The organism is Pseudomonas sp. NPDC077451, from assembly GCF_044543345.1.
In the GTDB taxonomy this organism is placed as follows: Bacteria; Pseudomonadota; Gammaproteobacteria; order Pseudomonadales; family Pseudomonadaceae; genus Stutzerimonas.
In genome coordinates this window covers 170,974-197,788 of record NZ_JBITVX010000002.1, presented here as the reverse complement: position 1 = coordinate 197,788, position 26,815 = coordinate 170,974, and the positions used below count along the sequence as shown (strand labels likewise).

Genomic DNA, 26,815 nt, shown 5'->3' with positions numbered 1-26,815 from the left:
GTTGGCGAACAAATGTGGAAAGATCGCTGCGCCGCTCTTTCGTGGAGCGCCCAGATGACCAGAGAAACACGCCTAGTCAACCCTTACTGTTTCCGCCTGTAGCCGCGGAGATCGGGAGATCCGTCGCCCTTATAGAACGCTAAGAACGGGCACGGCAGATCCGAAACGGGGCTGAGTCAGACGACGTTCGGCTCGATTTCCAAATTCACACCGAAACGCTCTAGGATGTCAGCTTGGATCTTTTCGGAAAGCTGCAGGATTTGCTGGCCGGTTGCTTGCCCGTAGTTGACGAGCACCAACGCTTGCAGCCTGTGGACGCCCACATCCCCCTGTCGATAACCCTTCCAGCCTGCACGATCAATGAGCCAGCCAGCGGCTAGCTTGACCTGCCCGCCACCTTGCGGAAACGCCACCAGATCGGGGTATTGCTCGAGCAACGCGTCAGCTTTCGACTGAGGAACCAAGGGGTTCTTGAAAAAACTGCCTGCATTGCCCAGAACACGAGGGTCTGGCAGCTTTTCACTGCGGATCGAACAGACCGCACGACTCACATCCATCGGTGTGGGGGACTGGACATCATGCTGCTGCAGCCACTTACGGAGCGGGCCATACTCTAGACTTAGTTCCGCAGCCCGATGAAGCATGAAACGCACCCGAAGAATCACATAGCGTCCCGCCTGACGCTTGAACAGGCTGTCGCGGTAGGCAAATTCACATGCCGCCAAATCGAACTCCACCAAACTGCCAGTTTGGCGGTCCAGTGCAGTCAGCCCAGCGAAGACATCCTTTACCTCGACCCCGTACGCCCCGACATTCTGGATGGGTGCCGCACCGACCGTACCGGGGATCAGACTGAGGTTTTCCAACCCAGCCAAACCAAGCTCTAGGCTCCGCAGTACGAACGGATGCCAAGGCTCGCCGGCCTCCGCTTCTATCACTACTTGCTGGCCGTCATCCTCAAGAACTCGAATGCCCCGGCTAGCCATGTGCAGCACCAGTGCTTGTACATCTCCGGTCAGTACCAAATTGCTGCCGCCGCCGAGGATCCATAGCGGAACCTCGAGGCGGCAGGCCTCATTGATCGCTTCGGTTACTGCTTGATCGTCTTGGGCTTCAGCGAAATAGGCGGCACAGGCTTCGACCGCAAAGGTGTTGAGCGCCTTGAGTGAATAACCCGGCTCGATGAGAAGGCTCATTGACGCCCTCTGATCTCATCGAGCAATCCAGCAGCACCACGCTCGATCAGGTCGAGCACCTGCTCGAAGCCGTCCTCCCCGCCGTAATACGGATCGGGTACAGCGTCCGAGCCCAATTTGTATCGGCGCAGAAATAGATCGAGCTCACCGTTTGAGTCTGCTGGACGCAGGGCCTCCAGGCGCTTTAGGTTGTCGTAATCCATCGCCAGGATGAGATCGAAGCGCTGGAAGTCCTCGGCGATCACCTGCCGCGCCCTTAGAGCGCTGAGGTCATAGCCTCGCCTGGCTGCAGCCTGGCAAGCGCGCTGATCGGGCCCCTTCCCGGCATGCCAATCACCGGTTCCAGCCGAATCTATGGTGATTCGGCTGTCCAGCTGAGCATCCTGCGCGTATTTGCGCAGTACAGCCTCAGCAGTGGGCGATCGGCAGATGTTGCCCATGCAAACGAACAGAACCTTCACGCTCAAGCTCCGAGCAGTTTGCGGACGCGGTCAAGATCTTCGGCGGTGTCGACACCAGCCGGAGGCGCCTCGACCGCATCGGCGACATGAATGCGCTTGCCGTGCCAGAGCGCACGTAACTGCTCCAGGCACTCAGTATTCTCCAGCCAGCACGGCCCCCAGCTCACGAAGTCAGCCAAGAACCCGGCCCGATAGGCATAGATGCCGATATGCCGACGGTACGGAACATCACTCGGAAGCGCATCGGGTTTACGAGCGAATTCGTCCCGCGCCCACGGCAGCGTCGCGCGACTGAAAGTCAGCGCCAGCCCATTGATATCGCTCAGCACCTTTACCACGTTAGGGTTAAAGAGCGCGTGCGGATCGCTGATTGGCTCGGCAAGCGTGGCGATCGCGGCTTCGGGGTGAGCAGCCAGATTGAGTGCCACCTGGTCGATCACCGAAGGCGGAATCAATGGTTCATCGCCCTGCACGTTGACGACTATCGCGTCAGCCGTTAAGCCCAGCTGCTCCGCCACCTCGGCAAGCCGATCGGTGCCCGAATTGTGATCGACCCGGGTTAGCAATACCTGCGCACCGAAGCCTTCGCAGGCTTGCAGAATGCGCTGATCGTCCGTGGCGATCACCACCCGCTGTGCCCCGCTCTTGCAGGCCTGCTCCCAGACATGGCGAATCATCGGCTTGCCGGCAATGTCCTGCAGAGGTTTGCCCGGAAGGCGTGTGGATGCGTAACGCGCCGGGATCACCACGGTATAAGCGTTAGTCATTTGTCCAGACGCTCATCCACGTCGAGGGTGCGGGCTTCGCTTTCAAGCATCACCGGGATGCCGTCCCGGACCAGAAAGGCCATGCCGTCGGCCTTGCAGATCAGTTCGGACTTGTCATCGGTCAGCTTCAGCGGCCCCTTACAGAGCGGGCAGGCAAGAATATCGAGCAGTTTGGTATCCATGGTGTGCAGTCCTTGGATGCAGCCGACCGCACCTGGCAGATCGAGCGGCTTAGGGATGAACGAGCAGCAAACGGTCCAGCTGGGAATCAAACCAAGTGACGAAAGCTGCGGAAGGCTCGGCCTGGACTTGGAGATAACACCAGCCCGGCAGCGCAAAAGCCCGGCATTTGACCGCATCCTTCTCCGTCATCACCAAGGGTAGCTCTGGACTGAAACTCAGCTGCTCCAGGCTATAACGAGCGTGATCGGCGAAAGCATGCGGAATCGGCCGCCAGTGTAGCGCCTCGAGCGTGGTGAAGAAACGCTGTGGATTGCCGATTCCAGCGACTGCATGCATCCGCTGGCCTGCAGGAAAATGGTCAAGGGGCCAGACTTGCCCAGTGCTCAACTCGATCAATTTCGATGGCTGCAGGGCGAACGCAAACCCCGAGGGACTGTCTACCTGCGCACCGTTTATCAGCACCGCATCGACCGATTCCAGCCGCTCCAATGGCTCACGTAGCGGGCCAGCGGGCAAACAGCGTTGATTGCCCAGTCCACGAGCAGCATCAATGAGGACGAGCTCCAGATCGCGCCCCAACCGGTAATGCTGCAGTCCATCGTCGGAAAGGATCAGGTCCAGCAGCTCGAGTTCGAGCAATTTACGAACCGCGCGGGAACGATCAGGATCAATCATCACCGGTACGTTTGTTCGTTGCGCGATCAGCAATGGTTCATCGCCAACCTCGGCTGCAGAATGCTCGGGCTCTACCCGCCACGGATATTCCGGTGGTCTGGCACCGTAGCCACGACTGACTACACCGACTTTCAGGCCGCGTCGCTGACAGTGCTCGATGAGCCAGAGAATCAGGGGGGTCTTGCCGGTACCGCCAACGGTGATATTTCCGACCACCACCACAGGCACGGGCGCCCGATAGCAATCGATCACGCCGTTGATGAACCGCTTTCGCTTAGCGGTCACCACGCGGCGGTAGAGCATTTCCAACGGCGCAAGCAGCGCCAAGGCAGGATGCCCTTCGTACCAGGCCCGCTGGAGACGATCAGCAAAGGACATTAGGGCTCCGGCTGGGCCTCAATGGTAGTGATGCGCAGGTGCGCGAAGCCCAGCTTCCCGGCTGCGTCCATGGCGGTAATGACCGCTTGGTGCGGAGTTTTACCGTCGGCACTGATGATCATCGGCAAGCTTGTATCGCCGCCCGACTCCTTGCTGAGCGCCGCCATTAATGTGTTCAGGTCATGCTTGACCAGCGACTTGCCATTGAGACTGAAGTTGCCACTGACGTCGATCACAACCTCCAGCCGCTTCTGCTCAGTTTCTTGTGGTGGCGACCCGCTCGCCGCCTCCGGCAGATCAACCTGCAGTTGGGTTTCGCGAGTAAAAGTGGTGGTCACCACGAAGAACAACAACAGAATGAACACCACATCGATCAGCGGGGCCAAGCCGATGTCGACATTTTCCCGCGCCTTGCGACGAAACTTCACGCCCTGCCCTCACCTAGGTCGACGTCACGGTCACCCTGCACAACTTCAACCAACTTGATCGCTTCCTGCTCCATACCGACTACGAGCTCTTCGACTCGGCGCAGGAGGAAGCGATGGAAGAACAGTGCCGGTATGCCGACCATCAGACCCGCCGCGGTAGTAATCAGCGCTTTGGAAATACCCGCTGCGAGCAACGGTGCGTTGGCCATGCCAGAGCCCATAAAGGCACTGAAAATTTCGATCATGCCCAGCACAGTACCGAGAAGCCCGAGCAAGGGAGCAATACCTGCAATCGTACCCAGCGCGTTGAGATAGCGCTCGAGGTCATGGACGACGCGGGCGGCCGCTTCTTCGATGCATTCCTTCATGATCTCTCGACCATGCTTGGAGTTAGCCAGACCAGCAGCCAGTATCTCCCCCAGCGGAGAATCCGCGCGCAGCTCCTTGAGCTTTTGGTTACTGAGCTTCTTGTCCTTGATCCATTTCCACACCTGGCCAAGCAGGTGTGGTGGGGTCACTCGACTAGGCCGAAGCGTCCATAGCCTTTCGGCAACAATACCGGCGGCTGCGATGGAACACAGGATGATTGGCAGCATTATCCAGCCGCCCGCTTTAACCAGCTCCCACACGAGATGAATCCCCCTCGAAAAAGTGGCGCCACTCTAGCATAGGGCCGCCAGCCAGCCGACGGCCCCGGTTCTCATTTTTCCCGCCAGAATCGACGCTTGGTACGTAATCCTAGAACAGGCTCAAAACGGCCGAGGCGAATCCGAATCGCTCCTAGCTCTGCCGTGTCATAAAGTCGCGCCCCGGCAGTGTGCAGCCGCTGCAGCACTTCCGGATGCGGGTGTCCGAATGCGTTATGCAAGCTGCGCGAGATGAGCGCACCTCCGGCTCCTGTTGCCTCGATGAATGCGGTTGACGACGAGCTGCGACTGCCGTGATGTGGCACCAACAACCAATCGACCTCAAGCGGCATGTCGCTCGTCAGGAGCAGTTGCTCGGTATCCACGTCGATGTCGCCAGTGAGCAGCAGACGTTCGCCGCTCGCCTCGATCAGCAGCACGCAGGAGGACTGGTTTCCATCTCTGGCCCGTGGTGATTGCCAAAGCGTAAAGCGGACCCCATTCCATTCCCAGGCGTCTCCGGAGCGGCACATCTCGGCGCCTAGCGAAGCAGGCAGTCTTGCCGGCTCACCGCTGACCACTCGCCCAGCTCGTATCTGTCGCTGGATCGCCGAAGCGCCACCCGCATGGTCGCTATCGGCATGGCTGAGAATCAGCAAATCGAGACCGCTCACCCCCAGCGTGCGCAACGACGGCAATACAACCCGCTCGCCGATGTCGAAGTCACCATATCGCGGCCCTGTGTCGTACAGCAGCGCATGGTCATGCGTGCGGACCAGCACAGCGAGCCCCTGACCGACGTCGAACAGCCAGACTTCCGCCTGCCCTACTGCCGGCTTGTCGATGGGTGGAAACAGCAGCGGTAGCAGAAACACCAGACCCAACGCCCGAAACGGTATTCCGGGCGGAAGCAGGATCAGCAGCGTCCCAAGCGCAACCAGCAGCCAAGCCCAAAACGGCAATGACGCTGGTAGCCACGCCGGCTGCCAGCCGGCAAGCCATTGCAGCGCATCAAAGAGAATTGCCAATAACCCACCGGCCACCCATAGCACCGGCTCGCCAACGCCTGGCAACCACAACAAGGACGTGCCTAACAACGACAGCGGAACGATTACCGCGCTGACCAGTGGGACTGCAAAGAGGTTGGCAATCGGCCCACTCAGGCTAACCGGCAAGCCTAGCGCCAGCAGGATCGGCAACAGGCCCAGGGCCATGCTCCACTGTGCACGGCCTAATGCGCGCCACCAACTCCAGCTACCAAGCCGGCCGCGGAACACCAGCGCAAGAAGCGCCACCGCCAGGAAAGACAACCAGAAGCCCGACTGCAGCCCTACTAGCGGATCCAACAGCAGTACAGCATCGAGGGCGATCAGCAGTGGCAGCCAGACACCCAAATGCCGATACCGCAAACGCCACAGGAGCACCAGAGCGACCATCACCAGCGCCCGCTGGACCGGGACTTCAAAACCCGCCAGCCAGCCGTACGCAAGCGCTCCAGCCAAGGCCAGGCTACAAGCGCAGGGCAACCAGGCGACGCGCCGCGGCCAGATTCCCCAACGCGCTAACAATGCCACCAGGCCGTAAAGCAAGCCGGCCAGCATGCCCACGTGCTGCCCCGATATAACCATCAAATGAACGGTTCCGGTGTCCTGGAGCGTGCGCCAATCCGTGGTGGACAGGCCGCTATCATCGCCCACCACCAGCGCGGCAATGGCGCCGGAGCGGCCCTGAGCATCGACCGCCAACAAGCGTTGCCGCAGCTGATCGCGCCATCCCGGCCCTCCCGCTGCCACCGACACGCGCTCTCCGGCTTTGATCGTGCCGCTGGCACCGATCCGCCGCGCCAAGAGCCAGGCCTCGTAATCGAAAGAGTGGGGATTAACCAAGCCCCGTGGCTTTTTCAATTTGGCAGCGAGCCGCCATCGCTCACCCGCCTGCATCCTGGGGCCGCCGTACCATGCCAAGCGAAGCCTGGACGGCAGGTCGCTATGCCGGGACGATATATTGACCAGTTCAAAACGCACCACACCGCCACGAACATCGGGCAGGTCGCTCACCGTACCTTCGAGCCAGAACGTACGGCCATCACGCTCGGTTGAAAGGCGGTCATCCAACGCCTCGTGGGCGCTGAGACACGCCCATGCAAACCCGCAGAGAAAACAACCGATCGCTCGCCAGCGGAACGGAAGCAAGACCAGGCCCGCCGCCAATATGAACGGCAACGCTGAGACAGGCGGTAATTGCGGTAAAAAACGCAGCAGTAGAAGGCCTGCTGCCAGCGCCAGCATCGCTGTACGCATCGGTTCTCCTGGATTCCTTTCCCGTGACTGGCCGCTCCGGATAGCTTAACCGCCGAGTCACATAGCCTGACCGACGTCCTGTCGGCGCTCACAGTGTAGAATTTATGTCACAAACTCCTCTCAGCGCCGGGTCTCGTTTCAGGCATAATCGGGCGCGCTTCGCCCCGCCAGAGAATCTTCATGCCGCGTCGTTTTTTTAAACGCTACATGCCTCACCCCGACCGTCTAAAGGCACACAAGTCTTTGCGGTTTCTCGGCACGTTGATCCATGACCCCAACCTGCTCCATCTCAACCGGCACTCGGTTTCCAGAGCGATGGCTATCGGTCTGTTCTGGGCCATGATCCCGATGCCCCTGCAGATGCTGGCGGCCGCGTTGTGCGCCGTGCCAGCAAGGGCAAACCTGCCGATCGCTGTGGGCTTGGTCTGGCTGACTAACCCACTGACGATGCCGCCGGTGTTCTATTGCAATTACAAGGTAGGCGCCTGGCTGCTGGACACGCCGGTTTCCCCGATGCCGATGGAGCTCAGCCTTGCCTGGGTGCGTCAGATGCTCGACAGCCACTGGCAACCGCTCTTCCTAGGCTCATTCGTTGTCGGCGTTGTGGTGGCGATATTGGGCTATATTGCCACTCAGAGCTATTGGCGCTGGTGGGTCGGACGCAGTTGGCGCAAGCGGCAGATGGACCGCCGCTAAGACTGTCCTTATTCGTAGCGCAGCGCTTCAGCCGGCTGTGTCTGTGCTGCCCGCCAAGCGGGATAGACCGTCGCCAGGAAACTGAGCAGTAGCGCCGCCAGCGTTACCAGCAAGACATCTTGCAGCCGCAGTTCAGATGGCAGCGTGCTGATGAAGTACACATCCGAACTGAAGATGTGCTGTCCCGATACCTTTTCCAGCCAGGCCACCAGGGCACTGACGTTCATCGCCCCAAGCACGCCCAGCACCGTCCCTATCAGAGTTCCCGTCATTCCGATGATGCTTCCCTGAACCATGAAGATCGCCATGATTTGCCGTGGCGTTGCGCCAAGGGTACGCAGGATCGCGATATCCGCTCGCTTGTCGGCGACTACCATGATCAGGGTGGCGATGATATTGAACGCTGCCACCGCCACGATCAGCAGAAGCAACAGGCCGATCATGGTCTTTTCCATCTTCATCGCACTGAATAAACTCCCCTGGGTAAGCGACCAGTCCTCACTGCGATAACCCTTGCCGAGACCGGCTACAAGCTCGGTTGCGAGCTGCGGAGCCCGATAAAGATCAGCCAGCCTGACCCTCACTCCTTCGACCTGATCTGGTTGCCAACGAAGTATCTGGGCTGCATCGGCTCGGTGAATCATAGCCAAGCTACCATCCAGCTCAGCTCCCACCTTGAACACCCCGACGACGTTCAGACGCTGCATCCGCGGTGTAATACCACCAGGCGCATCGCTGAGCTCAGGCACGATCAGCGTGAGCTTATCGCCCAGCTTCAGACCAAATCGACGCGCAGTCATCAGCCCGACAATTACGCCGGATTCCCCGGCCTCTAGGTCGTCGAGACTGCCTGCGACCATCTTCGAGCCGAGGATAGACACTTCGCTTTCGGCCTTCGGATCGATGCCCTTGATTTCAATCGGCTGCATCGCCCCCCTGTAAGAAAGCATGCCTTCAAGCTGGGTGATCGGTGCCGTACCGAGCACCCCTGGGTGCGCACGTAGCTGCTCGGCCAGCGATTGCCAGCCGTCCACCGGCCTTCCGTCACCGGCTATCACGGCGTGCGGCACCATGCCCAGGATACGGTTGCTCATTTCGCGCTGAAAGCCATTCATGACGGACAGCACAATGATCATCGCCAGCACGCCCAGCGACAGCCCGATCATGGACGTCAGCGAGATGAATGAAATGAAATGATTGCGACGCTTGGCCCGCGTGTAACGGCTGCCAATGAAGATGCTGAGCGGCCTGAACATTAGCCAGCCACCAACCGGCCATCTTCCAGGCGCAAGATGTGATCCATCTGGCCGGCCAATTGTGGATCATGGGTGACGACGAGGAAGGCCGTACGTAATGAGCTGCTCAGTTCCAGCATCAGGTCTTGAATCCCCTGAGCAGTATGATGGTCGAGGTTGCCGGTCGGCTCATCGAGCAACACCAGCGCCGGACGGTTCGCCAGCGCACGGGCGATCGCTACGCGCTGACGCTCTCCCCCGGACAACTCCGAGGGCTTATGAGCGAGTCGGTGGCCAAGCCCTACTCGTTGCAACAGTTCCGTCGCCCGCATACGTGCTTCCGCTATCGGCGCGCTGCCTATCAGCAGCGGCATGCATACGTTTTCCAGAGCGCTGAATTCAGGCAGCAAATGATGGAACTGGTAAACGAAGCCAAGGGCACGGTTACGCAACAGGCCCCGGTCCTTCTCGCTGAGTGCGGAAAGCTCTTCTCCAGCCAGCCATACGCTTCCTTCGCTTGGCGTATCCAGCCCGCCGAGCAAATTTAGCAGCGTGCTCTTGCCAGAGCCGGAAGTACCGACAATGGCGACCCGCTGGCCGGGAAACAACTCCAACTGAAGCCCGGACAGCACACTGACCGACTCCGGACCCTGCTCGTAGCGCTTGCCCAGGTTGCGGCAGCTCAGTACCGCGGCCTCTTTCGCAGACCGTTCATTCATAAACAACTCACTCATATCGTAACGCCTCGGCCGGTTGTGTCCGCGCCGCACGCCACGCCGGATATAGGGTGGCAAAAAAGCTAAGAATCAGTGCCGCCACGCAGACCTGGACCACATCGGCGGTCATCAGTCGAGACGGTAAATAGTCGATGAAATACACGTCTGCGCTGAGAAATTTATGCCCGATCAACCTCTCTAGCGCCGCGACCCAACTGCTTACGTTGAGCGCCGCGAAGATACCGAGTAATGCTCCCACCAGCGTGCCGACGACCCCTATCACCGTCCCTTGAACCATGAAGATCGCCATGATCTGCCGTGGCGTCGCGCCAAGCGTTCGCAGGATTGCAATATCGCCACGCTTGTCAGTCACGACCATGACCAGCGTGGAGATGATATTGAAGGCAGCCACGGCGACGATCAGCAGCAATAGCAACCCGATCATGGCCTTTTCCATGCGGATTGCCTGGTACAGGTTGCCGTGGGTGCGGGTCCAATCCCGGGAGTAGAAGTCATCACCCAGCTGACCCGCCAGCTCCCATGCAATACGCGGGGCCTGAAACAGATCGACGAAACGCAAGCGCACCCCTTGGACCTGATCCGGCTGCCAGCGGTGCAAGCGTGCCAGATCGGAGATGTTGGCCATCGCCACATAACCATCAATCTCACCGGCCCCGACGTGAAAAATACCGCGCACGGTGAACCGCTTCATACGGGGAAATACACCGGCTGGCGTGACGGTAACCTCAGGGGCGACGAAGGTAACCTTGTCGCCGACCTCTACGCCCAAGGTGTTGGCCGCCTTGTCGCCGATAACAATGCCGAACTCGCCGGGGGCCAGATCGGCCAGAGTGCCTTCGCGAAAAAACTGGCCCACGATGGAGACTTCCGGCTCGATAACCGGGTCCACGGCGTTAATCAGAATTTTGGTGACCTGCCCGCGATGAGTCAGTAAACCTTGCATTTGTATGAACGGCGCGACCGCAGCGACCTGAGGATGCTGCACGAGCCGCTCTGCTAATGTCGGCCAGTCGTCGATTGGGCTCGAGCTTTCGATCGTAGCGTGCGGCACCATACCCAACACACGGCTGCGCATTTCATGATCGAACCCATTCATCACAGACAACACAACGATCATTACTAGCACACCAAGTGCCAGCCCGATCATGGACGTAAAGGAAATGAAGGAGACGAAGAGGCTGCGACGTCTGGCGCGTGTGTAGCGCGCCCCGATATACACGGACAGCGGTCTGAACATAAATCGTTGGGTTCGCTTTCGCTGGCGGGAAATAACAAGCTGAATGACGATGCCAAGCGGCCTGATACACTCAGGTCATCACTGCAGCTCAGGGATCGACATGCCCACTGAAGACACCGAAGATCGCCGCGAATACTATCGTATCGAGGATATGATCGCACTTGAAATCCTGCCGCCGGAACACGCCGAAACAGTCTCAGGTAACGGTTCGACGCAACGGTTCGAATTGCTCGGCGAACTCCATCAGCTCGACTTTGAAGCTCAGCATCTGCTGCGTCAGATAGCCGAGGGCAACCGCACGCTGGCCAACTACCTGAAAGTGCAAAACAAGCGCATCGACCTGATTGGTCAGGCGCTCGCCCAGGACCTGTTGCAGGACCTCGGGCCAGCTCGGGCGACCGTGCTGTCGGAAGGGGGCATTAGTTTCACCAATGACCAGCCGCTTGACGAAGGCTCAACCTGGACACTCAAGCTGGCGTTGATGCCCCAGGGCCTGGGCATGCTGCTGACTGCACGCATAGCGAGCTGCCAAGCACTGGAGGGCGGGCAGTTTGCAATCGGTACATCCTTTGAAGCGTTGACTGATGCACAACGGCAACTCCTCGCGCGGCATATCCTGCAGAAACAGGCGACGGAACGACGCCTGGCTCTTGAAAGCCTGCAAGGAACCTGATGGATGCGCCCTTTTCTGCTCTTACTGCTGATTTTCAGCCTGAACACGTCGGCACGCGCCGAAGACATCAAAATTCCGGTCGGCCAGCAAGGCCCGGCCGACCTCCAGCTGCCCAGCCGCGGCGATGCGAAAATCGACGTACTTGATCGTTTTGGCTTAGCCGATGAGGAGCACGCAGCTGTCGGTCAGCCACCTATCACTCGTTGGGATTACCGCGATTTTTCTGTCTACTTCGAGGGCAACCGGGTCATCAACAGCGTTATTCATCACCGACGCTCCACATCATTGCAATCAGAGAGACAACCGTGACGCTTATCTATGGCCACCGCGGCGCAAAGGGCGAAGCGCCTGAAAACACCCTGGACGGCTTCAAGCAGTGCCTCGCCCATGGCGTGCGCCGATGCGAACTCGACCTGCACCTGTCAAAAGATGGCGAGCTGATGGTCATCCATGACCCCACGCTCAAACGCACCACGGGGCGACGCGGCAAGGTCGTCGAGCGTGATGCAGACGAGTTGATCCAGTACGACGCGCGCCACAGCGGCCCCCACTGGAAACACCCCTGCCCCATCCCGCGCCTAGCGGAGCTATTTGAGCAGTGCGACTTCGAGCATTGGCAATTGGAAGTGAAAAGCGCTTCGAGGGTGCGCGCGGCACGGACTGTCCTGGCGATCAAGGCACTGGCTGAGCACCATGGACTGACCGAGCGGATTACCGTCACATCCGGCTCGAGGGAGGTGCTTAGGGCCTTGAAAAGGCTGACTCCTGAATTGTCGTGCGGCCTGGTGGCCGAGTACGCCTGGCTCGACCCGCTGAAAGTAGCCAAGCAGTACGACTGCTCGCTACTGGCATTGAAATGGACCCTATGCACACCCGAACGAATCGCCAAAGCCCGCCAACTCGGCCTTCATGTATCGGTCTGGACGGTCAATGAGCCAGCTCTGATGCGTCGACTAGCCGATTTCGGCGTCGACAGCCTGATCACTGACTATCCCGGCCTTGCCGTCACGACGCTGCGCAACGCATAAAGCGAGGCCGCCTCATTGGCGGCCCAGCAACCTGCCTTAAAAACTTTCCCGATTAGGCCACCGCCAGCCTCGGGTGTCTTCTCCGACCGGCTCAGGCCACCGGTCGGAGCCGCTCAAAAAAGCCGGTTTAGCCCGTCGAAAGCGGCCACGCGATAGGCTTCGGCCATGGTCGGGTAGTTGAAGGTGGTATTGATGAAATACTTGATCGTGTTCGCCGCGCCCGGTTGGTTCATGATCGCCTGACCGATGTGCACGATCTCCGATGCCTGATAGCCGAAGCAATGCACGCCTAGCACCGCCAGCGTCTCGCGATGGAAGAGGATCTTCAGCATGCCGACCGGCTCGGCTGAAATCTGCGCGCGCGCCATGCCTTTGAAGAAAGCCTTGCCCACTTCGTATGGCACCTTCGCTTCGGTCAGTTCACGTTCGTTCTTACCGATCGAACTGATCTCCGGAATGGTGTAAATGCCGGTGGGCACATCATCGACAAAACGCCAGCTGTCGTTCTCCACGATGCTACCTGCCGCCGAGCGCCCCTGATCGTAAGCGGCACTCGCTAGCGATGGCCAACCAATTACATCGCCAGCCGCGTAAATATTTCCGACGTCAGTGCGGTAGTGCTCGTCGACCTTGATCTGGCCGCGGCTATTGACCTTGAGACCGATGTTTTCCAGGGCGAGCTTGTCGGTATTGCCGGTTCGGCCGTTACACCAGAGGAAAGCATCAGCCTTGATCTTCTTGCCCGACTTAAGGTGCAGGATCACGCCGTTATCCACACCTTCAACACGCTCGTACTCCTCGTTATGACGGATGAGTACGTTGTTGTTACGCAGGTGATAGCTCAGCGCGTCGGAGATTTCATCGTCGAGGAAGCTGAGCAGCTGGTCGCGGTTGTCGATCAAGTCAACCAAGACACCGAGACCGCTAAAGATCGATGCGTACTCTGAGCCGATCACACCGGCTCCGTAGATGATCAGACGACGCGGTGTGTGACTCAGCGTAAGAATGGTGTCACTGTCATAGACACGGGGATGGGTAAAGTCGACATCATCGGGGCGATAGGGCCGCGAGCCTGTCGCGATGATGAACTGGTTGGCCACCAGGGTTTCAACCATGCCATTGGCACTGACCACTTCCACGGTCTGCTCGTCGGCAAAACTAGCGGTTCCGAAGAAGATATCGATGCGGTTACGCGCGTAATACCCCGTGCGGGAAGTGACCTGCTTACCGATGACGCTTTCGGCACTTTTCAGGACGTCGGGAAACGAAAACCAACGGGGCTCCCCGATCTGACGGAACAGTGGATTGGTGTTGTACTGCATGATCTGCCGCACCGAATGGCGCAGCGCTTTTGACGGGATAGTCCCCAGATGGGTCGAGTTACCACCCACATGTGGCCTGCTATCAACCACGGCGACCTTGCGCCCAGCTTTGACCGCGTTCATCGCCGCGCCTTCGCCGGCAGGGCCCGAGCCTAGTATCACCACATCGTAATTGTAGACAGCCATATTCACCCCAGACCACGCAGCAGGCAGCCCTGCCGCTGTTAACGTATTCGGTAAAACCGGGTGACGGAACTTGCTATCGACGCACCGCCGCCTGGATCGTCGCGCCGATGCATGGGTTGCGCCGGCACTGCATGCAAAGACCAACGCCCGGAGCGCTAAATATCCCGGGCCTTTCGATCAAAAACGGCTATCAGCGTCTGGTCGCGTCGTATGCGAGATCTGCTTTGTCACCGTGGCTCGCCTCTTGATTCACCTCTTCACACTTCTCACGGCTACCACCGCAAATCGAGCATTCCTTCTCGATGCCAAGATTGGCGATGCCCCCGCAGGAGCCTGCAATGGGCTTGCGGCCCATGATTACGCCGATGGACATACCGAAGACCACCAGCAACATGACCAGAAACACGATCAACCAAGTCATTTGCTTACTCCCGCACCGAATAGCTCATCAAAGGCCTCAGTGCTTTTGCTAATGAATTCCTGCCCTTCACGAATCACGAAGAACGCTGCAATGTTTCGCTCCCCCGCGTATGCCAAACCTCGTTCGGGCCCCAGCACCATCAACACAGTAGACAACCCATCTGCCCTCAATGTCGAGGGATCGACAACCGTCACGGCGGCCAAGTGATGATCGATCGGCGCACCGGTCAGTGGATCAAGCGTGTGCGAATACCGCTTACCGTCACGCTCGAAATAATTTCGATAGTCACCTGACGTGGAGACACCAAATCCGTCGAGTTCGACAATCCGCTGCGCTACTCGCTCGTTGTCGTGCGGTGCCTCGATTGCGATACGCCAGGGCTCCCCGCCGGGTTTACGGCCGAGAGCCTTGAGCTCGCCGGTGATTTCCACAAGGTAACGGCGGACGCCGGAAGCCTCTAGATGTGCGGTCACCCGGTCCACTGCATAACCCGCAGCGATACTGTTGAAATCAATTTGTACGGCTGCGTCTTTACAGAGCTGCTCGCCATCAATCCGAAGATGCTCATGTCCCATGTTGCCGCGAGCCGTGGCTATCTCTTCGGCAGAGGGCACACGCTCGCCGGTTCCGTGAGGACCGAAGCCCCATAGATTGAGCAACGGTTCAACCGTCAGATCGAAAGCCCCGTCGCTCTCCTCCGACAGCTGCTGACCGGCTCGGAGGAGCTCGAGGACCCCTTCGGGCATGGCCATGCAGGCGCCGGAAGGAAGCGCGTTGAAAGTCTCGATATCCGAATCGGCACGGTACGTAGACATCTGGCTGTCGATCTCGGCCAGAATTGCATCCGTCTCGTTTCGCAGCTGCTCTTTGGACACTGCGACATCACCGGCCACGTACTTCACCGAGTAGGTGCTGCCCATGGTGGGACCACCGAAACTTTCTACCTCGTCCTGAAACAGACAGCCCGTCAGGGCTGCCGCCAGGGCGGCAACGATGACGGGCTGAAGTAACGCAGGGGTCATACTAGCCGCCAAAGTCGTCGAGCAGGATGTTCTCTGGTTCGACGCCCAGGTCGGTGAGCATCTTGATCACCGAGGCGTTCATCATTGGCGGACCGCACATGTAGAACTCGCAATCCTCGGGCGCCGGATGGTCCTTCAGGTAGTTCTCGTACAGCACGTTGTGAATAAAGCCAGTTGGGCCGTTCCAGTTATCTTCCGGCTGCGGATCGGACAACGCCAAATGCCACTGGAAGTTGTCGTTCTCGGCCTGCAGCTGATCGTACTCCTCAACATAGAAGGCCTCGCGCATCGAGCGTGCGCCGTACCAGAAGCTCATCTTGCGCTGGGACTTCAAACGCTTGAGCTGATCGAAGATGTGCGAACGCATCGGCGCCATACCGGCACCACCACCGATGAAGACCATTTCCGCATCGGTATCTTTGGCAAAGAACTCACCGAAAGGCCCGTAAACGGTCACTTTATCGCCGGGCTTCAAGCTGAATACCCACGAAGACATCTGGCCTGGAGGCAGGTCATCCTTACCTGGAGGCGGGGAGGCGATACGGATGTTGAACTTCACCAGTCCAACCTCTTCCGGGTAGTTGGCCATGGAGTAGGCGCGGATCACGGTTTCTTCGACCTTCGACACGTACTTCCACTGGTTGAACTTGTCCCAGTCGCCACGATATTCCTCTTGGATATCGAAATCTTTGTAGCGGACCTCGTGAGGCGGGCATTCCAGCTGAACGTACCCGCCAGCTCGGAAATCGACTTTCTCACCTTCCGGCAGCTTCAAGGTCAGTTCTTTGATGAAGGTAGCGACGTTCGGGTTTGACAGAACCGTGCATTCCCACTTCTTGACCCCAAAAACTTCCTCCGGAACCTCGATCTTCATATCCGCTTTGACCGGGGTCTGGCAGGACAGGCGCCAACCTTCGCCAGCTTCGCGACGCGTGAAGTGCGACTCCTCGGTAGGCAGCATCTCGCCGCCACCGCTCTCGACGATGCACTTGCACTGAGCGCAAGTGCCACCGCCGCCGCAGGCAGACGAGAGGAAGATGTTGTTAGCGGCCAATGTTTGCAGGAGCTTGCCGCCCGCCGGTACCGTAATGGTGCGTTCGCCGTTGATCTCGATGCTCACGTCGCCACTGGAGACCAGCTTGGCGCGAGCCGCGAGGATGATCACCACCAGTGCAAGCACGATGGCGGTGAACATGCCGATGGCGAGGAAAATTTCGTAACTCATCAGTTCATCCCGTCCTTACAGCTGTACGCCAGAGAAAGACATGAAGCCCAGCGACATCAGTCCGATGGTGATGAAGGTGATCCCGAGGCCCTGTAGGCCATCCGGCACATCGCTGTACTTGAGCTTCTCGCGAATGCCGGCAAGCAAGGCGATAGCGAGCGCCCAAGACAGACCAGAACCCATGCCGTAGACCACACTTTCAGCCAGGTTGTAGTCGCGTTCGACCATGAAAAGCGTGCCGCCCATGATGGCGCAGTTCACAGTGATCAGCGGCAGGAACACGCCCAGCGCGTTGTAGAGGCTGGGTACGTACTTGTCGAGGGTCATCTCCAGAATCTGAACGATTGCCGCGATCACGCCGATGTAACTCAGCAGGCCGAGGAAGCTCAGATCGACTTCCGGCAAGCCAGCCCATGACAACGCACCTGCTTTCAACAGATAGGTGTAGATCAGGTTGTTCGCAGGAACGGTGATGGCTTGGACGACAATAACCGCGATGCCGAGACCAATGGCCGTTTCGACCTTCTTCGAGATTGCGATGAACGTACACATGCCAAGGAAGAACGCCAGGGCCATGTTCTCGATGAACACGGCGCGGACGAAAAGGCTGATGTAATGTTCCATTAATAAGCCTCCTTGTTAGAGACCTGAGGCGCCATCTTGAACGACGGCTTCTCGACCTGTTCCCGCTTCCAGCTACGGATGCCCCAAATGAAAAGGCCGATCAGGAAGAACGCAGAAGGCGGAAGCAGCAGCAGGCCATTCGGCAAGTACCAGCCACCGTCATTTACGACAGGAAGAATGGTGTAACCCATCAATTTACCCGCACCGAACAGCTCGCGAATGATCCCGAGCGCAATCAGCATGGCGCTGTAACCGAGGCCGTTCCCAAGTCCATCGAAGAACGAGAGCATCGGTGGGTTCTGCATGGCGAACGCTTCGGCTCGGCCCATCACGATACAGTTGGTGATAATCAGACCCACGAATACCGACAGCTGCTTGGACAACGAGAAGGCGTAAGCCTTGAGCACCTGATCCACCAGGATCACCAATGACGCAATGATCACCATCTGCACGATCATGCGGATGGAGCCAGGGATCTGGCTGCGGATCATCGAGATGAACAGGTTGGAAAAAGCCACAACCAGCGTCAGGGCGATGGACATGACCAGCGCCGTTTTCAGGTTGGAGGTGACCGCCAGCGCCGAGCAAATCCCGAGGATCTGCAGGCCGATGGGGTTGTTATTGAAGACCGGATTGAACAGGACTTCCTTAATGGTAGGTTGCGACATACTCAAGCCTCCCCAGCGCGCAGGTTAGCGATAAAAGGACCGAAGCCGTTCTCGCCGAGCCAGAAGTGCAACAGGTTATTAACCCCGTTGCTGGTCAACGTCGCGCCAGCAAGCGCGTCTACCCGGTACTTGGCGTTCGGACTCTGCGGATCGACTCCACCTTTGACGATCTGGATCGCCAGCTCACCATCCTCGTTGTACAACTTCTTCCCTTCCCACAGGCTACGCCACTTGGGATTGTCTACTTCGCCACCCAGACCAGGCGTTTCTCCGTGTTGGTAGAAACCGAGGCCAGCTACGGTGTTCAAATCTTCCTGAAGGGCAAGAAAACCATAGAGCGTCGACCAAAGGCCGTAGCCACGCACCGGGAGCACCAGCGTGTCGAGTTCACCATCGGTTTCGACGATATACACGACGCTGTACTTTTCGCGACGCTTGATCGATGCGATGTCCTGCTCCGGCGGCAGTGCGTCGGACAGTTGCGGGTCCTTCGCAGCAACCAGGGGGTCAAAGGTATTTGGATCGAACTCGTCGCTGAATTTGCCGGTCTCGAGGTTGACCAGCTTGGCGACAATGCGCTCTTTATACAGCGCCTTCACCTCGGCGCCAGACATACCGGCCTCACCGAGCCCGGCGATCGCCAGAATACTGCGCTGCTTGTCTAGCTGACGGTTCTCCAGCTGGGTCGGACGCAGTGCGACAGCCGCACCTGCAACGAACACCGAGCACACCAGACAAACCAGCAGGGCCACTATCAGCGTACGGGCAGTGGATTCTTTTTGACTAGACATTACGCGCCAGCCTCCGCTTGATGTTGGCCTGGATGACAAAGTGGTCAATCAAGGGTGCACAGAGGTTGGCGAATAGAATTGCCAGCATCATGCCCTCAGGGAAGGCCGGGTTGACTACACGGATCAGCACCACCATCACACCGATGAAAATGCCATAGATCCATTTACCGGTATTGGTCATCGCTGCCGACACGGGGTCGGTGGTCATGTAGATCAGACCAAAGGCGAAACCACCCACCACCATGTGCCAGTACCAAGGCATGGCAAACAATGGATTACTGTCCGAACCGATAAGATTGAACAGCGAGCTCAGCGCGATCATGCCGATCATGGTGCCGGCAACGATTCGCATCGAAGCGATCTTGGTCAGCAGCAGTACCGCGCCGCCGATGAAGATAGCCAGAGTGCTGGTTTCACCCAGCGAGCCATGAATGGTGCCGACAAAGGCGTCCATCCAGGTGATGCCGCTCTCTACGATATTTTCTATGCCACCTGCGAATCCCAAGCTCAATGCAGTAGCGCTGGCATAGCCGTCAACCGCAGTCCAAACGGCGTCGCCAGACATCTGCGCCGGGTAGGCAAAGAAGAGGAAGGCACGTCCGGTCAGAGCAGGATTGAGGAAGTTCTTACCCGTACCGCCGAAGATTTCCTTGCCGATAACGATACCGAAGCTGATGCCGAGTGCGACCTGCCACAGCGGGATGCTGGGCGGCAACGTGAGCGCGAACAGCACCGAGGTCACGAAGAAGCCTTCATTGACCTCATGTTTGCGGATCGAGGCGAACAGGACTTCCCAGAAGCCACCGACAATGAAAGTGACCGCATAAACCGGCAGGAAGTAAGCCGCCCCTTGGATGAAGTTATCCCAGGCACTGGACGGATCGAACCCTGCCAACGCACTGATCAGCGCAAACTGCCAACCTTCCTGAACTGCAAGCAGGTCCGGGCTTTGCGCATAGATCAGGTTGGCTTGGTAACCGGTGTTCCACATACCAAAGAACATTGCCGGGAAGGTGCAGAGCCAAACGGTGATCATCATCCGCTTCAGGTCAATACCATCACGCACGTGGGCCGTGGTCTTGGTCACGCTGCCCGGACGATAGAGGAAGGTGTCCGCCGCTTCGTAGAGCGCGTACCACTTTTCGTACTTGCCGCCCTTTTCAAAGTTGTGCTCGATCTTGTCGAGGAATTCGCGAATGCCCATGCCTTAACCCTCCTTCTCGATACGGGTCAGATTGTCTCGCAGGATCGGGCCGTACTCGTACTTGCCGGCACAGACGTAGGTGCACAGTGCCAGGTCCTCTTCATCAAGCTCGAGGCAGCCCAATTTCTGCGCAACCTCGGTATCTCCGACGATCAAAGAGCGCAGCAACTGAGTCGGTAGAATGTCCAGCGGCATGACCTCTTCGTAGTTCCCAACCGGCACCATGGCCCGCGGGCTGCCATTGGTGGAGGTGGAAAAAGCGAATTTCTTGCCGCCCATCAACTTGGAGATATAGATGTTGAGGATCGAGTGCTTGTCGCTACCGGCACGCAGGTAGTGCAGCATCTCGCGCTCCTTACCTTCGCGCAGGCAGGAAACCTGCTGGTGGTAGCGACCGAGAAACGCGAAAGCGCCATGCGCCGTACGACCGCCCAGAACCGATCCAGATACAACACGGTTTGCACCAGGCTGCAATTCGCCAGCTGTCAGCTCATCGAGATTAGCGCCCAGGCGAGTACGCACCAGACGCGGGGTTTCAACGACCGGACCGGCCAACGACACCACACGTTCTACCGAGAGCTTGCCGGTAAGGAACAGTGCACCGATCGCGATTACGTCCTGGTAACCAATGGCCCACACGCTTTTGGTGGCGCTAACCGGGTCCAGAAAATGAATGTGTGTTCCGGCCAGACCGGCAGGATGCGGACCAGCGAAACTTTCAGTCTTAACCTTCGCAATCTGCTTGCCGGGTAACGAGGCGCCTTCTGCTTTACACAGAAACAGCTTACCCAGATTGCCGAGAACCTTTAGGCCTGCTTCGAAATCAGCAGCGCGCTCCGCTATGATCAATGCTGGATCAGCAGCCAACGGATGAGTGTCGATTGCAGTGACGAAGATCGAGCTGGGAACGGCATCGATTGCCGGAACTTTGCTATATGGACGTGTGCGAAACGCAGCCCATAGACCAGCCTGCTGCAGATTCTCACGAACCTTCTCGTCACCGATCCCTTCCAGCTCAGCCGAGCCGTACTGGTTGAAAGTCACCTCTTCAGCGCCTTCCAAGTCAATGACGACCGATTGCAGGACGCGCTTCTCGCCACGATGAATCGCGCTTACAACACCCGCGCCTGGGGCGGTGAAATGAACGCCAGGCGTCTTCTTGTCCGAAAACAACACCTGACCCAGTTTCACGCGATCACCGACCTGAACTTCCATGGTCGGTTTCATGCCAGGGTAATCAAACCCTACTACGGCGACGCTTCGCACGGGCCTTCCGGCCTCGATACGCTGCGCCGGCGCACCTGCAATGGGCAAATCTAGCCCACGTTTTATATTGATCATCGGCTCGCCTAACCACTGATTTTAAAAGACTTTTTTACAGGCCCAGCGATTTAGCTGAAGGTCGAATTGCACGACGCGCGCCGAAAAATATATCGACGCGACGCTATGCCACGGGCCCAGGTAGAAATCCGCCCGATTATAGAGGCCGCGACCCGTGACTGACCACCCAAGGTCTTCCAATTTTTTGACTAAAGACAAGCGGTCATCCGCAACCGACTATTGACGCTCCAGCCGCCAGCGCATCGACCGCAGCATTATCGAGAACATAAGAAACGAAAACGGGAGCCGAAGCTCCCGTTTTCTTTCAGCAAAAGCCGCCCGTCAGCGCGGGAAAGCAGGCGGGTTAACGCCGGCCATATCTTCCATTACACGCACTACCTGGCAGCTATATCCGAACTCGTTGTCATACCAGACGTAAAGCACGACTCGGTTATCGCTGCAAATCGTCGCCTCGGCATCGACAACACCTGCGTGACGAGAACCTACGAAGTCGCTTGAAACAACCTCCTGCGAATTGACGAAGTCGATCTGCTTCTGAAGATCCGAGTGCATGGCCATCTGGCGCAGATACTCATTGATCTCTTCGCGGTTCGTGGCCTTTTCCAAGTTCAGATTCAGAATCGCCATCGAGACGTTCGGCGTCGGCACGCGAATGGCGTTACCTGTCAGCTTGCCTTTCAGTACGGGCAGCGCCTTGGCGGCAGCCGTAGCAGCACCCGTCTCGGTGATGACCATGTTCAGCGCAGCACTACGGCCACGGCGACTGCCTTTGTGGAAGTTATCGATCAGGTTCTGGTCGTTGGTGTACGAATGCACAGTTTCGACATGACCATTGACGATGCCGTACTGGTCATTGACCGCTTTAAGCACCGGCACGATCGCGTTGGTGGTGCAGGATGCAGCGGAAACGATCTTGTCGTCGGCCGTGATTTCGCCATGGTTGATGCCGTGAACGATGTTCTTCAGCTCGCCCTTGCCTGGCGCAGTCAGCACAACGCGGGCAACACCTGGGCACTTGAGGTGCTGGCTGAGGCCCTCGGCATCGCGCCACTTGCCGGTGTTATCGACCAGCAGAGCGTTTTCGATTCCATACTGGGTGTAATCCACCGAGGCCGGATCGTTCGAATAGATCACTTGAATCAGATTACCGTTGGCGGTGATGGTGTTGTTTTCGGCATCGATGTGAATAGTGCCTTCAAACGGACCATGAACCGAATCGCGACGCAGCAGGCTGGCGCGTTTGACCAGGTCGTTTTCGGCACCCTTGCGCACGACGATCGCGCGCAGACGGAGGCCATCACCGCCGCCTGTCTTCTCGATCAGAATGCGGGCGAGCAAGCGACCAATCCGGCCGAAGCCATAGAGCACGACGTCGGTGCCCTTATGGACGCCCGTGGTGTTGCGCTTGCCAGCAACTTCAGCGAGTTCGTCACGCACGAACTGATCAAGGCTGCGGCCGTTGCCCTCGGCCTTGAACTTGGCCACGACTTTGCCCAGATCCACCGAAGCGGCGCCAAGGTCCATCTGACTCATGGTCGTGAGGATCTGATGGGTTTCGTTGACAGACAGCTCGGCTTCGTCAGCCTGACGGTGACGAGCGAAACGATGCGCTTTGAGCAGAGCGATGACCGAACGGTTGATCAACCCCCGGCCGTAGATGGAAGTCACCACGTTGTTGTTACGATACAGCTGACCAATCAGCGGAATCATCGCTTCGGCGAGGGCTTCTCGATCAATCCATTCACCAAGACACTGGTCGGGCTTCTGAGTCACGGGCAGTTCCTTCCAACATGTAGGGGCTGAGAAAAAGGGCTACATTATGCCGCCGCACCCTAGCGCCGGCAATCTGTGCAGCCGAAACACTGACAGCGTCCCGCGCGGATAGTTACAATCCGGGCGGTCCATTTTTATCGACCGGAGCCACGCCCACTCGTGTCCGTATTGCGCCTTCCGCCCATGCCTGCCGCCAGCGGCAAGCAAACCTGGGGCAACCTTCCTGGTGCCGCGCTGAGCCTGGCCATTGCCGAAGCAGCCAGCAACGCAGATCGATTCACTCTCCTTCTTACCGCCGACAGTCAGAGCGCCGAACGCCTGCAGGAAGAGCTCGCCTTCTTTGCGCCTGACCTGCCGGTTCTGCACTTCCCCGACTGGGAGACGCTGCCCTATGACGTGTTTTCGCCGCATCAGGACATCATCTCCCAGCGGATTGCAGCGCTCTATCAGCTGCCGGAGCTGACGCACGGCGTTCTGGTAGTCCCGATCACCACAGCGCTACACAAACTTGCTCCGAAGCGATTCTTGCTCGGATCCAGCCTGGTACTGGATGTCGGCCAGAAGCTTGATGTCGAGCAGATGCGGGCGCGCCTTGAAGCGGCCGGCTATCGCTGTGTCGATACAGTCTACGAACACGGCGAGTTCGCAGTCCGCGGCGCGCTGATCGACCTGTTCCCGATGGGCAGCCCCCTGCCCTACCGCATCGACCTGTTCGACGACGAAATCGAAACGCTGCGCACCTTCGATCCAGAGAATCAGCGTTCCATAGATAAAGTCGAGTCGATCCGTTTGCTGCCGGCACGCGAGTTCCCGCTGAAGAAGGAGTCGGTCACTGGCTTCCGCGCACGCTTCCGTGAGCGCTTCGACGTGGATTTCCGCCGCTGCCCGGTTTACCAGGATCTATCCACCGGCATCACGCCGGCCGGTATCGAGTACTACCTGCCGCTGTTCTTCGACGAGACCTCGACGCTGTTCGATTATCTGCCGGGAGACACCCAGGTGTTCTCGCTGCCGGGAATCGAGCAGGCTGCGGAGCACTTCTGGAAAGACGTCCGTACTCGCTACGAAGAGCGTCGCGTCGACCCTGAGCGCCCATTGCTGCCACCCGCCGAGCTGTTCATGGCGGTCGAAGACTGCTTTGCGCATCTGAAACTCTGGCCGCGGATCGTGGCCAGCCAGGACAATGTAGAAACCGGCATCGGCCGCGAGCGCTTTCCAGCCAGCCGCTTCCCTGAGCTTGCGATCGACGCCAAGGCACCTGAACCCTTGGGTGCATTGCGACGCTTTCTCGACGAATTTCCAGGCCGCGTACTTTTCACCGCCGAATCGGCTGGCCGTCGCGAGGTTCTGCTCGAGCTGCTCGCTCGGCTGAAGCTGCGTCCGCAGGAAGTTGCTGGCTGGCCGCAGTTCGTTGAAAGCGGCGAGCGTCTGGCGATCACCATCGCCCCGCTCGACGACGGCTTGCTGCTGCAAGACCCGGCCCTGGCGCTGATCGCCGAAAACCCGCTGTTCGGCCAGCGCATCATGCAACGCCGCCGGCGTGAAAAAGGTCGTGATGCCGGCGAGAACGTCATCAAGAACCTCACCGAACTGCGCGAAGGCGCGCCGGTGGTTCACATCGACCACGGTGTCGGCCGTTATCACGGTTTGGTCACCTTGGAGATCGAAGGTCAGGCCGCCGAGTTCCTGATGCTGCAGTACGCCGAAGAGGCCAAGCTCTACGTACCGGTCTCCAGCCTGCACCTGATTGCTCGTTACACCGGCAGCGACGATGCACTGGCGCCGCTGCACCGCCTGGGCTCGGAAACCTGGCAGAAAGCCAAACGCAAGGCCGCCGAACAGGTACGCGACGTAGCCGCAGAGCTGCTCGACATCTATGCCCGTCGCGCCGCGCGGGAAGGCTACGCCTTCGAAGACCCGCAACTCGATTACGAAACCTTCAGCGCCGGCTTCCCGTTCGAGGAAACGCCGGACCAGCAAGCCGCGATCGAAGCGGTACGCAACGACATGCTTGCACCCAAGCCTATGGACCGCCTGATTTGCGGCGATGTGGGCTTCGGCAAGACCGAAGTGGCCATGCGCGCCGCCTTCATCGCCGTTCACAGCGGCCGTCAGGTGGCGGTGCTGGTGCCAACCACTCTACTTGCCCAGCAGCACTACAACAGCTTCCGCGACCGTTTCGCCGATTGGCCGGTTCGCGTCGAGGTGATGAGCCGTTTCAAATCGGCCAAGGAGATCCAGGCTGCTGTGCAGGAGCTGGCCGAAGGCAAGGTCGACATTCTCATCGGTACCCACAAACTGCTGCAGGACGACGTCAAGTTCACCAACCTTGGGCTGGTGATCATTGACGAAGAACACCGCTTCGGGGTGCGCCAGAAGGAACAGCTCAAAGCGCTGCGCAGCGAAGTCGACATCCTCACCCTGACCGCCACACCGATTCCTCGGACTTTGAACATGGCCGTCGCCGGCATGCGCGACCTCTCCATCATCGCCACGCCGCCTGCGCGCCGGCTGTCGGTGCGCACCTTCGTCATGGAGCAGCAGAACTCTGTGATCAAGGAAGCGCTGCTGCGTGAGCTGTTGCGCGGTGGCCAGGTCTATTACCTGCACAACGACGTGAAGACGATCGAGAAATGCGCCGCCGATCTTGCCGAACTGGTGCCGGAAGCCCGCATTGGCGTAGGCCACGGCCAGATGCGCGAACGCGAACTCGAACAGGTGATGGGCGACTTCTACCACAAGCGCTTTAACGTGCTGATCGCCTCGACCATCATCGAGACGGGCATCGACGTACCGAGCGCCAACACTATCATCATCGAACGTGCCGACAAGTTCGGCCTGGCCCAGCTGCATCAGCTGCGGGGACGCGTTGGACGCAGCCACCACCAGGCCTACGCCTATCTGCTGACGCCACCACGCAAGGCCATGACCCCAGACGCCGAGAAGCGCCTGGAAGCCATCGCCAACGCGCAGGATCTCGGAGCAGGCTTCGTCCTCGCTACCCACGACCTGGAGATTCGCGGCGCGGGCGAGCTGCTCGGCGATGGCCAGAGCGGGCAGATTCAAGCGGTCGGTTTCACGCTCTATATGGAGATGCTCGAACGTGCGGTCAAATCCATCCAGAAAGGTGAACAGCCGAACCTCGATCAACCGCTGGGCGGCGGACCAGAGATCAATCTGCGCGTCCCGGCGTTGATTCCGGAAGACTACCTACCAGATGTGCATGCGCGGCTGATCCTCTACAAGCGCATCGCCAACGCCGCCGACGAGAACGGTCTGCGTGAACTGCAGGTCGAGATGATCGATCGCTTCGGTCTGCTGCCTGAACCTGCCAAGCACTTGGTCAGGCTGACCCTGCTTAAGCTGCAGGCGGCCAGCCTCGGCATCACCAAGATCGACGCCGGCCCTCAAGGAGGACGTATCGAGTTCGCTGCGGATACCAGCGTCGACCCGATGGTGCTGATCAAACTGATCCAGAGCCAGCCCAACCGTTACAAGTTCGAAGGCGCCACGATGTTCAAATTTCAGGTGCCGATGGAGCGTGCCGAAGAGCGCTTCAACACGCTTGAGGCATTACTCGAACGTCTGTCCGTGGAAAAGCCGTAACGATGCCGAAGA

The 26,815-nt window shown here is 58.8% G+C and carries 26 protein-coding genes; 5 read left to right on the top strand and 21 right to left on the bottom strand.

The window, feature by feature from the left end:
• Window positions 1-176: 176 nt before the first annotated feature.
• From murB to ACIGHL_RS04585, 8 genes are all read right to left on the bottom strand, one after another.
• Window positions 177-1,196 (bottom strand): UDP-N-acetylmuramate dehydrogenase, encoded by a 1,020-nt coding sequence (gene murB, locus ACIGHL_RS04620; RefSeq protein ID WP_128119423.1) that lies wholly within the window; start codon window positions 1,194-1,196, stop codon window positions 177-179.
• Complete coding sequence (locus ACIGHL_RS04615) at window positions 1,193-1,657, bottom strand: low molecular weight protein-tyrosine-phosphatase (protein WP_128119424.1); 465 nt, start codon at window positions 1,655-1,657, stop codon at window positions 1,193-1,195. The genes murB and ACIGHL_RS04615 overlap by 4 nt, the downstream gene beginning before the upstream one ends.
• A gap of 2 nt (window positions 1,658-1,659) precedes the next feature.
• On the bottom strand, window positions 1,660-2,424 hold the full coding sequence (gene kdsB / locus ACIGHL_RS04610) for a 3-deoxy-manno-octulosonate cytidylyltransferase (RefSeq protein ID WP_128119425.1): 765 nt from the start codon (window positions 2,422-2,424) through the stop codon (window positions 1,660-1,662).
• The gene (locus ACIGHL_RS04605) at window positions 2,421-2,606 is read right to left on the bottom strand and encodes a Trm112 family protein (RefSeq protein WP_128119426.1); all 186 of its coding nucleotides are present in this window, start codon (window positions 2,604-2,606) and stop codon (window positions 2,421-2,423) included. Before ACIGHL_RS04605 ends, kdsB begins: the two co-directional genes overlap by 4 nt.
• Window positions 2,607-2,655: 49 nt before the next feature.
• Window positions 2,656-3,660, bottom strand: coding sequence for a tetraacyldisaccharide 4'-kinase (lpxK, locus tag ACIGHL_RS04600; protein WP_216706882.1), 1,005 nt, complete (start codon window positions 3,658-3,660; stop codon window positions 2,656-2,658).
• Window positions 3,660-4,088: a flagellar polar localization protein PocB gene (pocB, locus tag ACIGHL_RS04595; RefSeq protein WP_045428858.1), complete on the bottom strand. Its 429-nt coding sequence runs from the start codon at window positions 4,086-4,088 to the stop codon at window positions 3,660-3,662. The genes lpxK and pocB overlap by 1 nt, the downstream gene beginning before the upstream one ends.
• Window positions 4,085-4,717, bottom strand: coding sequence for a flagellar polar localization protein PocA (gene pocA / locus ACIGHL_RS04590; protein WP_045428860.1), 633 nt, complete (start codon window positions 4,715-4,717; stop codon window positions 4,085-4,087). The genes pocB and pocA overlap by 4 nt, the downstream gene beginning before the upstream one ends.
• A 71-nt stretch (window positions 4,718-4,788) precedes the next feature.
• Window positions 4,789-7,014, bottom strand: a complete 2,226-nt coding sequence (locus ACIGHL_RS04585) for a DNA internalization-related competence protein ComEC/Rec2 (RefSeq protein ID WP_216706883.1) — start codon at window positions 7,012-7,014, stop codon at window positions 4,789-4,791.
• Between the two features lie 180 nt (window positions 7,015-7,194).
• Here ACIGHL_RS04585 and ACIGHL_RS04580 point away from each other — a divergent pair, with 180 nt between their 5' ends.
• Window positions 7,195-7,710 (top strand): DUF2062 domain-containing protein, encoded by a 516-nt coding sequence (locus ACIGHL_RS04580; protein ID WP_045428862.1) that lies wholly within the window; start codon window positions 7,195-7,197, stop codon window positions 7,708-7,710.
• A gap of 8 nt (window positions 7,711-7,718) precedes the next feature.
• Here ACIGHL_RS04580 and ACIGHL_RS04575 read toward each other — a convergent pair whose 3' ends face one another.
• From ACIGHL_RS04575 to ACIGHL_RS04565, 3 genes are read right to left on the bottom strand one after another with little or no spacing between them, the layout of a single operon-like run.
• The gene (locus ACIGHL_RS04575; protein ID WP_128119427.1) at window positions 7,719-8,966 is read right to left on the bottom strand and encodes a lipoprotein-releasing ABC transporter permease subunit; all 1,248 of its coding nucleotides are present in this window, start codon (window positions 8,964-8,966) and stop codon (window positions 7,719-7,721) included.
• Entirely contained in the window at window positions 8,966-9,664 is a 699-nt protein-coding gene (lolD, locus tag ACIGHL_RS04570; protein WP_128119574.1) for a lipoprotein-releasing ABC transporter ATP-binding protein LolD, read from the bottom strand. The genes ACIGHL_RS04575 and lolD overlap by 1 nt, the downstream gene beginning before the upstream one ends.
• A 7-nt stretch (window positions 9,665-9,671) precedes the next feature.
• On the bottom strand, window positions 9,672-10,919 hold the full coding sequence (locus ACIGHL_RS04565) for a lipoprotein-releasing ABC transporter permease subunit (RefSeq protein ID WP_128119428.1): 1,248 nt from the start codon (window positions 10,917-10,919) through the stop codon (window positions 9,672-9,674).
• 100 nt (window positions 10,920-11,019) lie between these two features.
• Here ACIGHL_RS04565 and ACIGHL_RS04560 point away from each other — a divergent pair, with 100 nt between their 5' ends.
• Genes ACIGHL_RS04560 through ACIGHL_RS04550 form a run of 3 tightly spaced genes read left to right on the top strand, consistent with a single transcriptional unit; the run spans window position 11,020 to window position 12,620 of the window.
• A complete protein-coding gene (locus ACIGHL_RS04560; protein WP_128119429.1) occupies window positions 11,020-11,592 on the top strand; it encodes a PilZ domain-containing protein in 573 nt (190 codons plus the stop codon).
• Between the two features lie 3 nt (window positions 11,593-11,595).
• Complete coding sequence (locus ACIGHL_RS04555; RefSeq protein ID WP_046161980.1) at window positions 11,596-11,901, top strand: hypothetical protein; 306 nt, start codon at window positions 11,596-11,598, stop codon at window positions 11,899-11,901.
• Complete coding sequence (locus tag ACIGHL_RS04550; RefSeq protein WP_128119430.1) at window positions 11,898-12,620, top strand: glycerophosphodiester phosphodiesterase; 723 nt, start codon at window positions 11,898-11,900, stop codon at window positions 12,618-12,620. Before ACIGHL_RS04555 ends, ACIGHL_RS04550 begins: the two co-directional genes overlap by 4 nt.
• Before the next feature lie 113 nt (window positions 12,621-12,733).
• Here ACIGHL_RS04550 and sthA read toward each other — a convergent pair whose 3' ends face one another.
• The 10 genes from sthA to ACIGHL_RS04500 form a co-directional block, all read right to left on the bottom strand.
• Window positions 12,734-14,128 carry a Si-specific NAD(P)(+) transhydrogenase gene (sthA, locus tag ACIGHL_RS04545; protein WP_045428875.1) on the bottom strand — a complete coding sequence of 465 codons (1,395 nt, stop codon included), beginning with the start codon at window positions 14,126-14,128 and terminating at the stop codon, window positions 12,734-12,736.
• 190 nt (window positions 14,129-14,318) lie between these two features.
• Window positions 14,319-14,549: a (Na+)-NQR maturation NqrM gene (nqrM, locus tag ACIGHL_RS04540; RefSeq protein WP_045428877.1), complete on the bottom strand. Its 231-nt coding sequence runs from the start codon at window positions 14,547-14,549 to the stop codon at window positions 14,319-14,321.
• On the bottom strand, window positions 14,546-15,571 hold the full coding sequence (locus ACIGHL_RS04535; RefSeq protein WP_128119431.1) for an FAD:protein FMN transferase: 1,026 nt from the start codon (window positions 15,569-15,571) through the stop codon (window positions 14,546-14,548). Before ACIGHL_RS04535 ends, nqrM begins: the two co-directional genes overlap by 4 nt.
• 1 nt (window position 15,572) lies before the next feature.
• Window positions 15,573-16,799: an NADH:ubiquinone reductase (Na(+)-transporting) subunit F gene (nqrF, locus tag ACIGHL_RS04530; protein ID WP_181689967.1), complete on the bottom strand. Its 1,227-nt coding sequence runs from the start codon at window positions 16,797-16,799 to the stop codon at window positions 15,573-15,575.
• A gap of 12 nt (window positions 16,800-16,811) precedes the next feature.
• The gene (gene nqrE / locus ACIGHL_RS04525) at window positions 16,812-17,420 is read right to left on the bottom strand and encodes an NADH:ubiquinone reductase (Na(+)-transporting) subunit E (protein WP_045428883.1); all 609 of its coding nucleotides are present in this window, start codon (window positions 17,418-17,420) and stop codon (window positions 16,812-16,814) included.
• On the bottom strand, window positions 17,420-18,094 hold the full coding sequence (locus ACIGHL_RS04520; protein ID WP_181689958.1) for an NADH:ubiquinone reductase (Na(+)-transporting) subunit D: 675 nt from the start codon (window positions 18,092-18,094) through the stop codon (window positions 17,420-17,422). Before ACIGHL_RS04520 ends, nqrE begins: the two co-directional genes overlap by 1 nt.
• Complete coding sequence (locus ACIGHL_RS04515) at window positions 18,091-18,879, bottom strand: Na(+)-translocating NADH-quinone reductase subunit C (RefSeq protein ID WP_045428887.1); 789 nt, start codon at window positions 18,877-18,879, stop codon at window positions 18,091-18,093. Before ACIGHL_RS04515 ends, ACIGHL_RS04520 begins: the two co-directional genes overlap by 4 nt.
• Window positions 18,872-20,083, bottom strand: coding sequence for an NADH:ubiquinone reductase (Na(+)-transporting) subunit B (locus tag ACIGHL_RS04510; protein ID WP_045428889.1), 1,212 nt, complete (start codon window positions 20,081-20,083; stop codon window positions 18,872-18,874). The genes ACIGHL_RS04515 and ACIGHL_RS04510 overlap by 8 nt, the downstream gene beginning before the upstream one ends.
• Window positions 20,084-20,086: 3 nt before the next feature.
• Window positions 20,087-21,424 (bottom strand): Na(+)-translocating NADH-quinone reductase subunit A, encoded by a 1,338-nt coding sequence (locus tag ACIGHL_RS04505; protein WP_128119433.1) that lies wholly within the window; start codon window positions 21,422-21,424, stop codon window positions 20,087-20,089.
• A gap of 321 nt (window positions 21,425-21,745) precedes the next feature.
• Entirely contained in the window at window positions 21,746-23,197 is a 1,452-nt protein-coding gene (locus tag ACIGHL_RS04500) for a glyceraldehyde-3-phosphate dehydrogenase (RefSeq protein ID WP_046161987.1), read from the bottom strand.
• Between the two features lie 159 nt (window positions 23,198-23,356).
• On the opposite strand from ACIGHL_RS04500, the gene mfd reads away from it, so the two are divergent.
• Window positions 23,357-26,803 carry a transcription-repair coupling factor gene (gene mfd, locus ACIGHL_RS04495; protein ID WP_128119434.1) on the top strand — a complete coding sequence of 1,149 codons (3,447 nt, stop codon included), beginning with the start codon at window positions 23,357-23,359 and terminating at the stop codon, window positions 26,801-26,803.
• The last annotated feature ends 12 nt before the right edge of the window (window positions 26,804-26,815 follow it).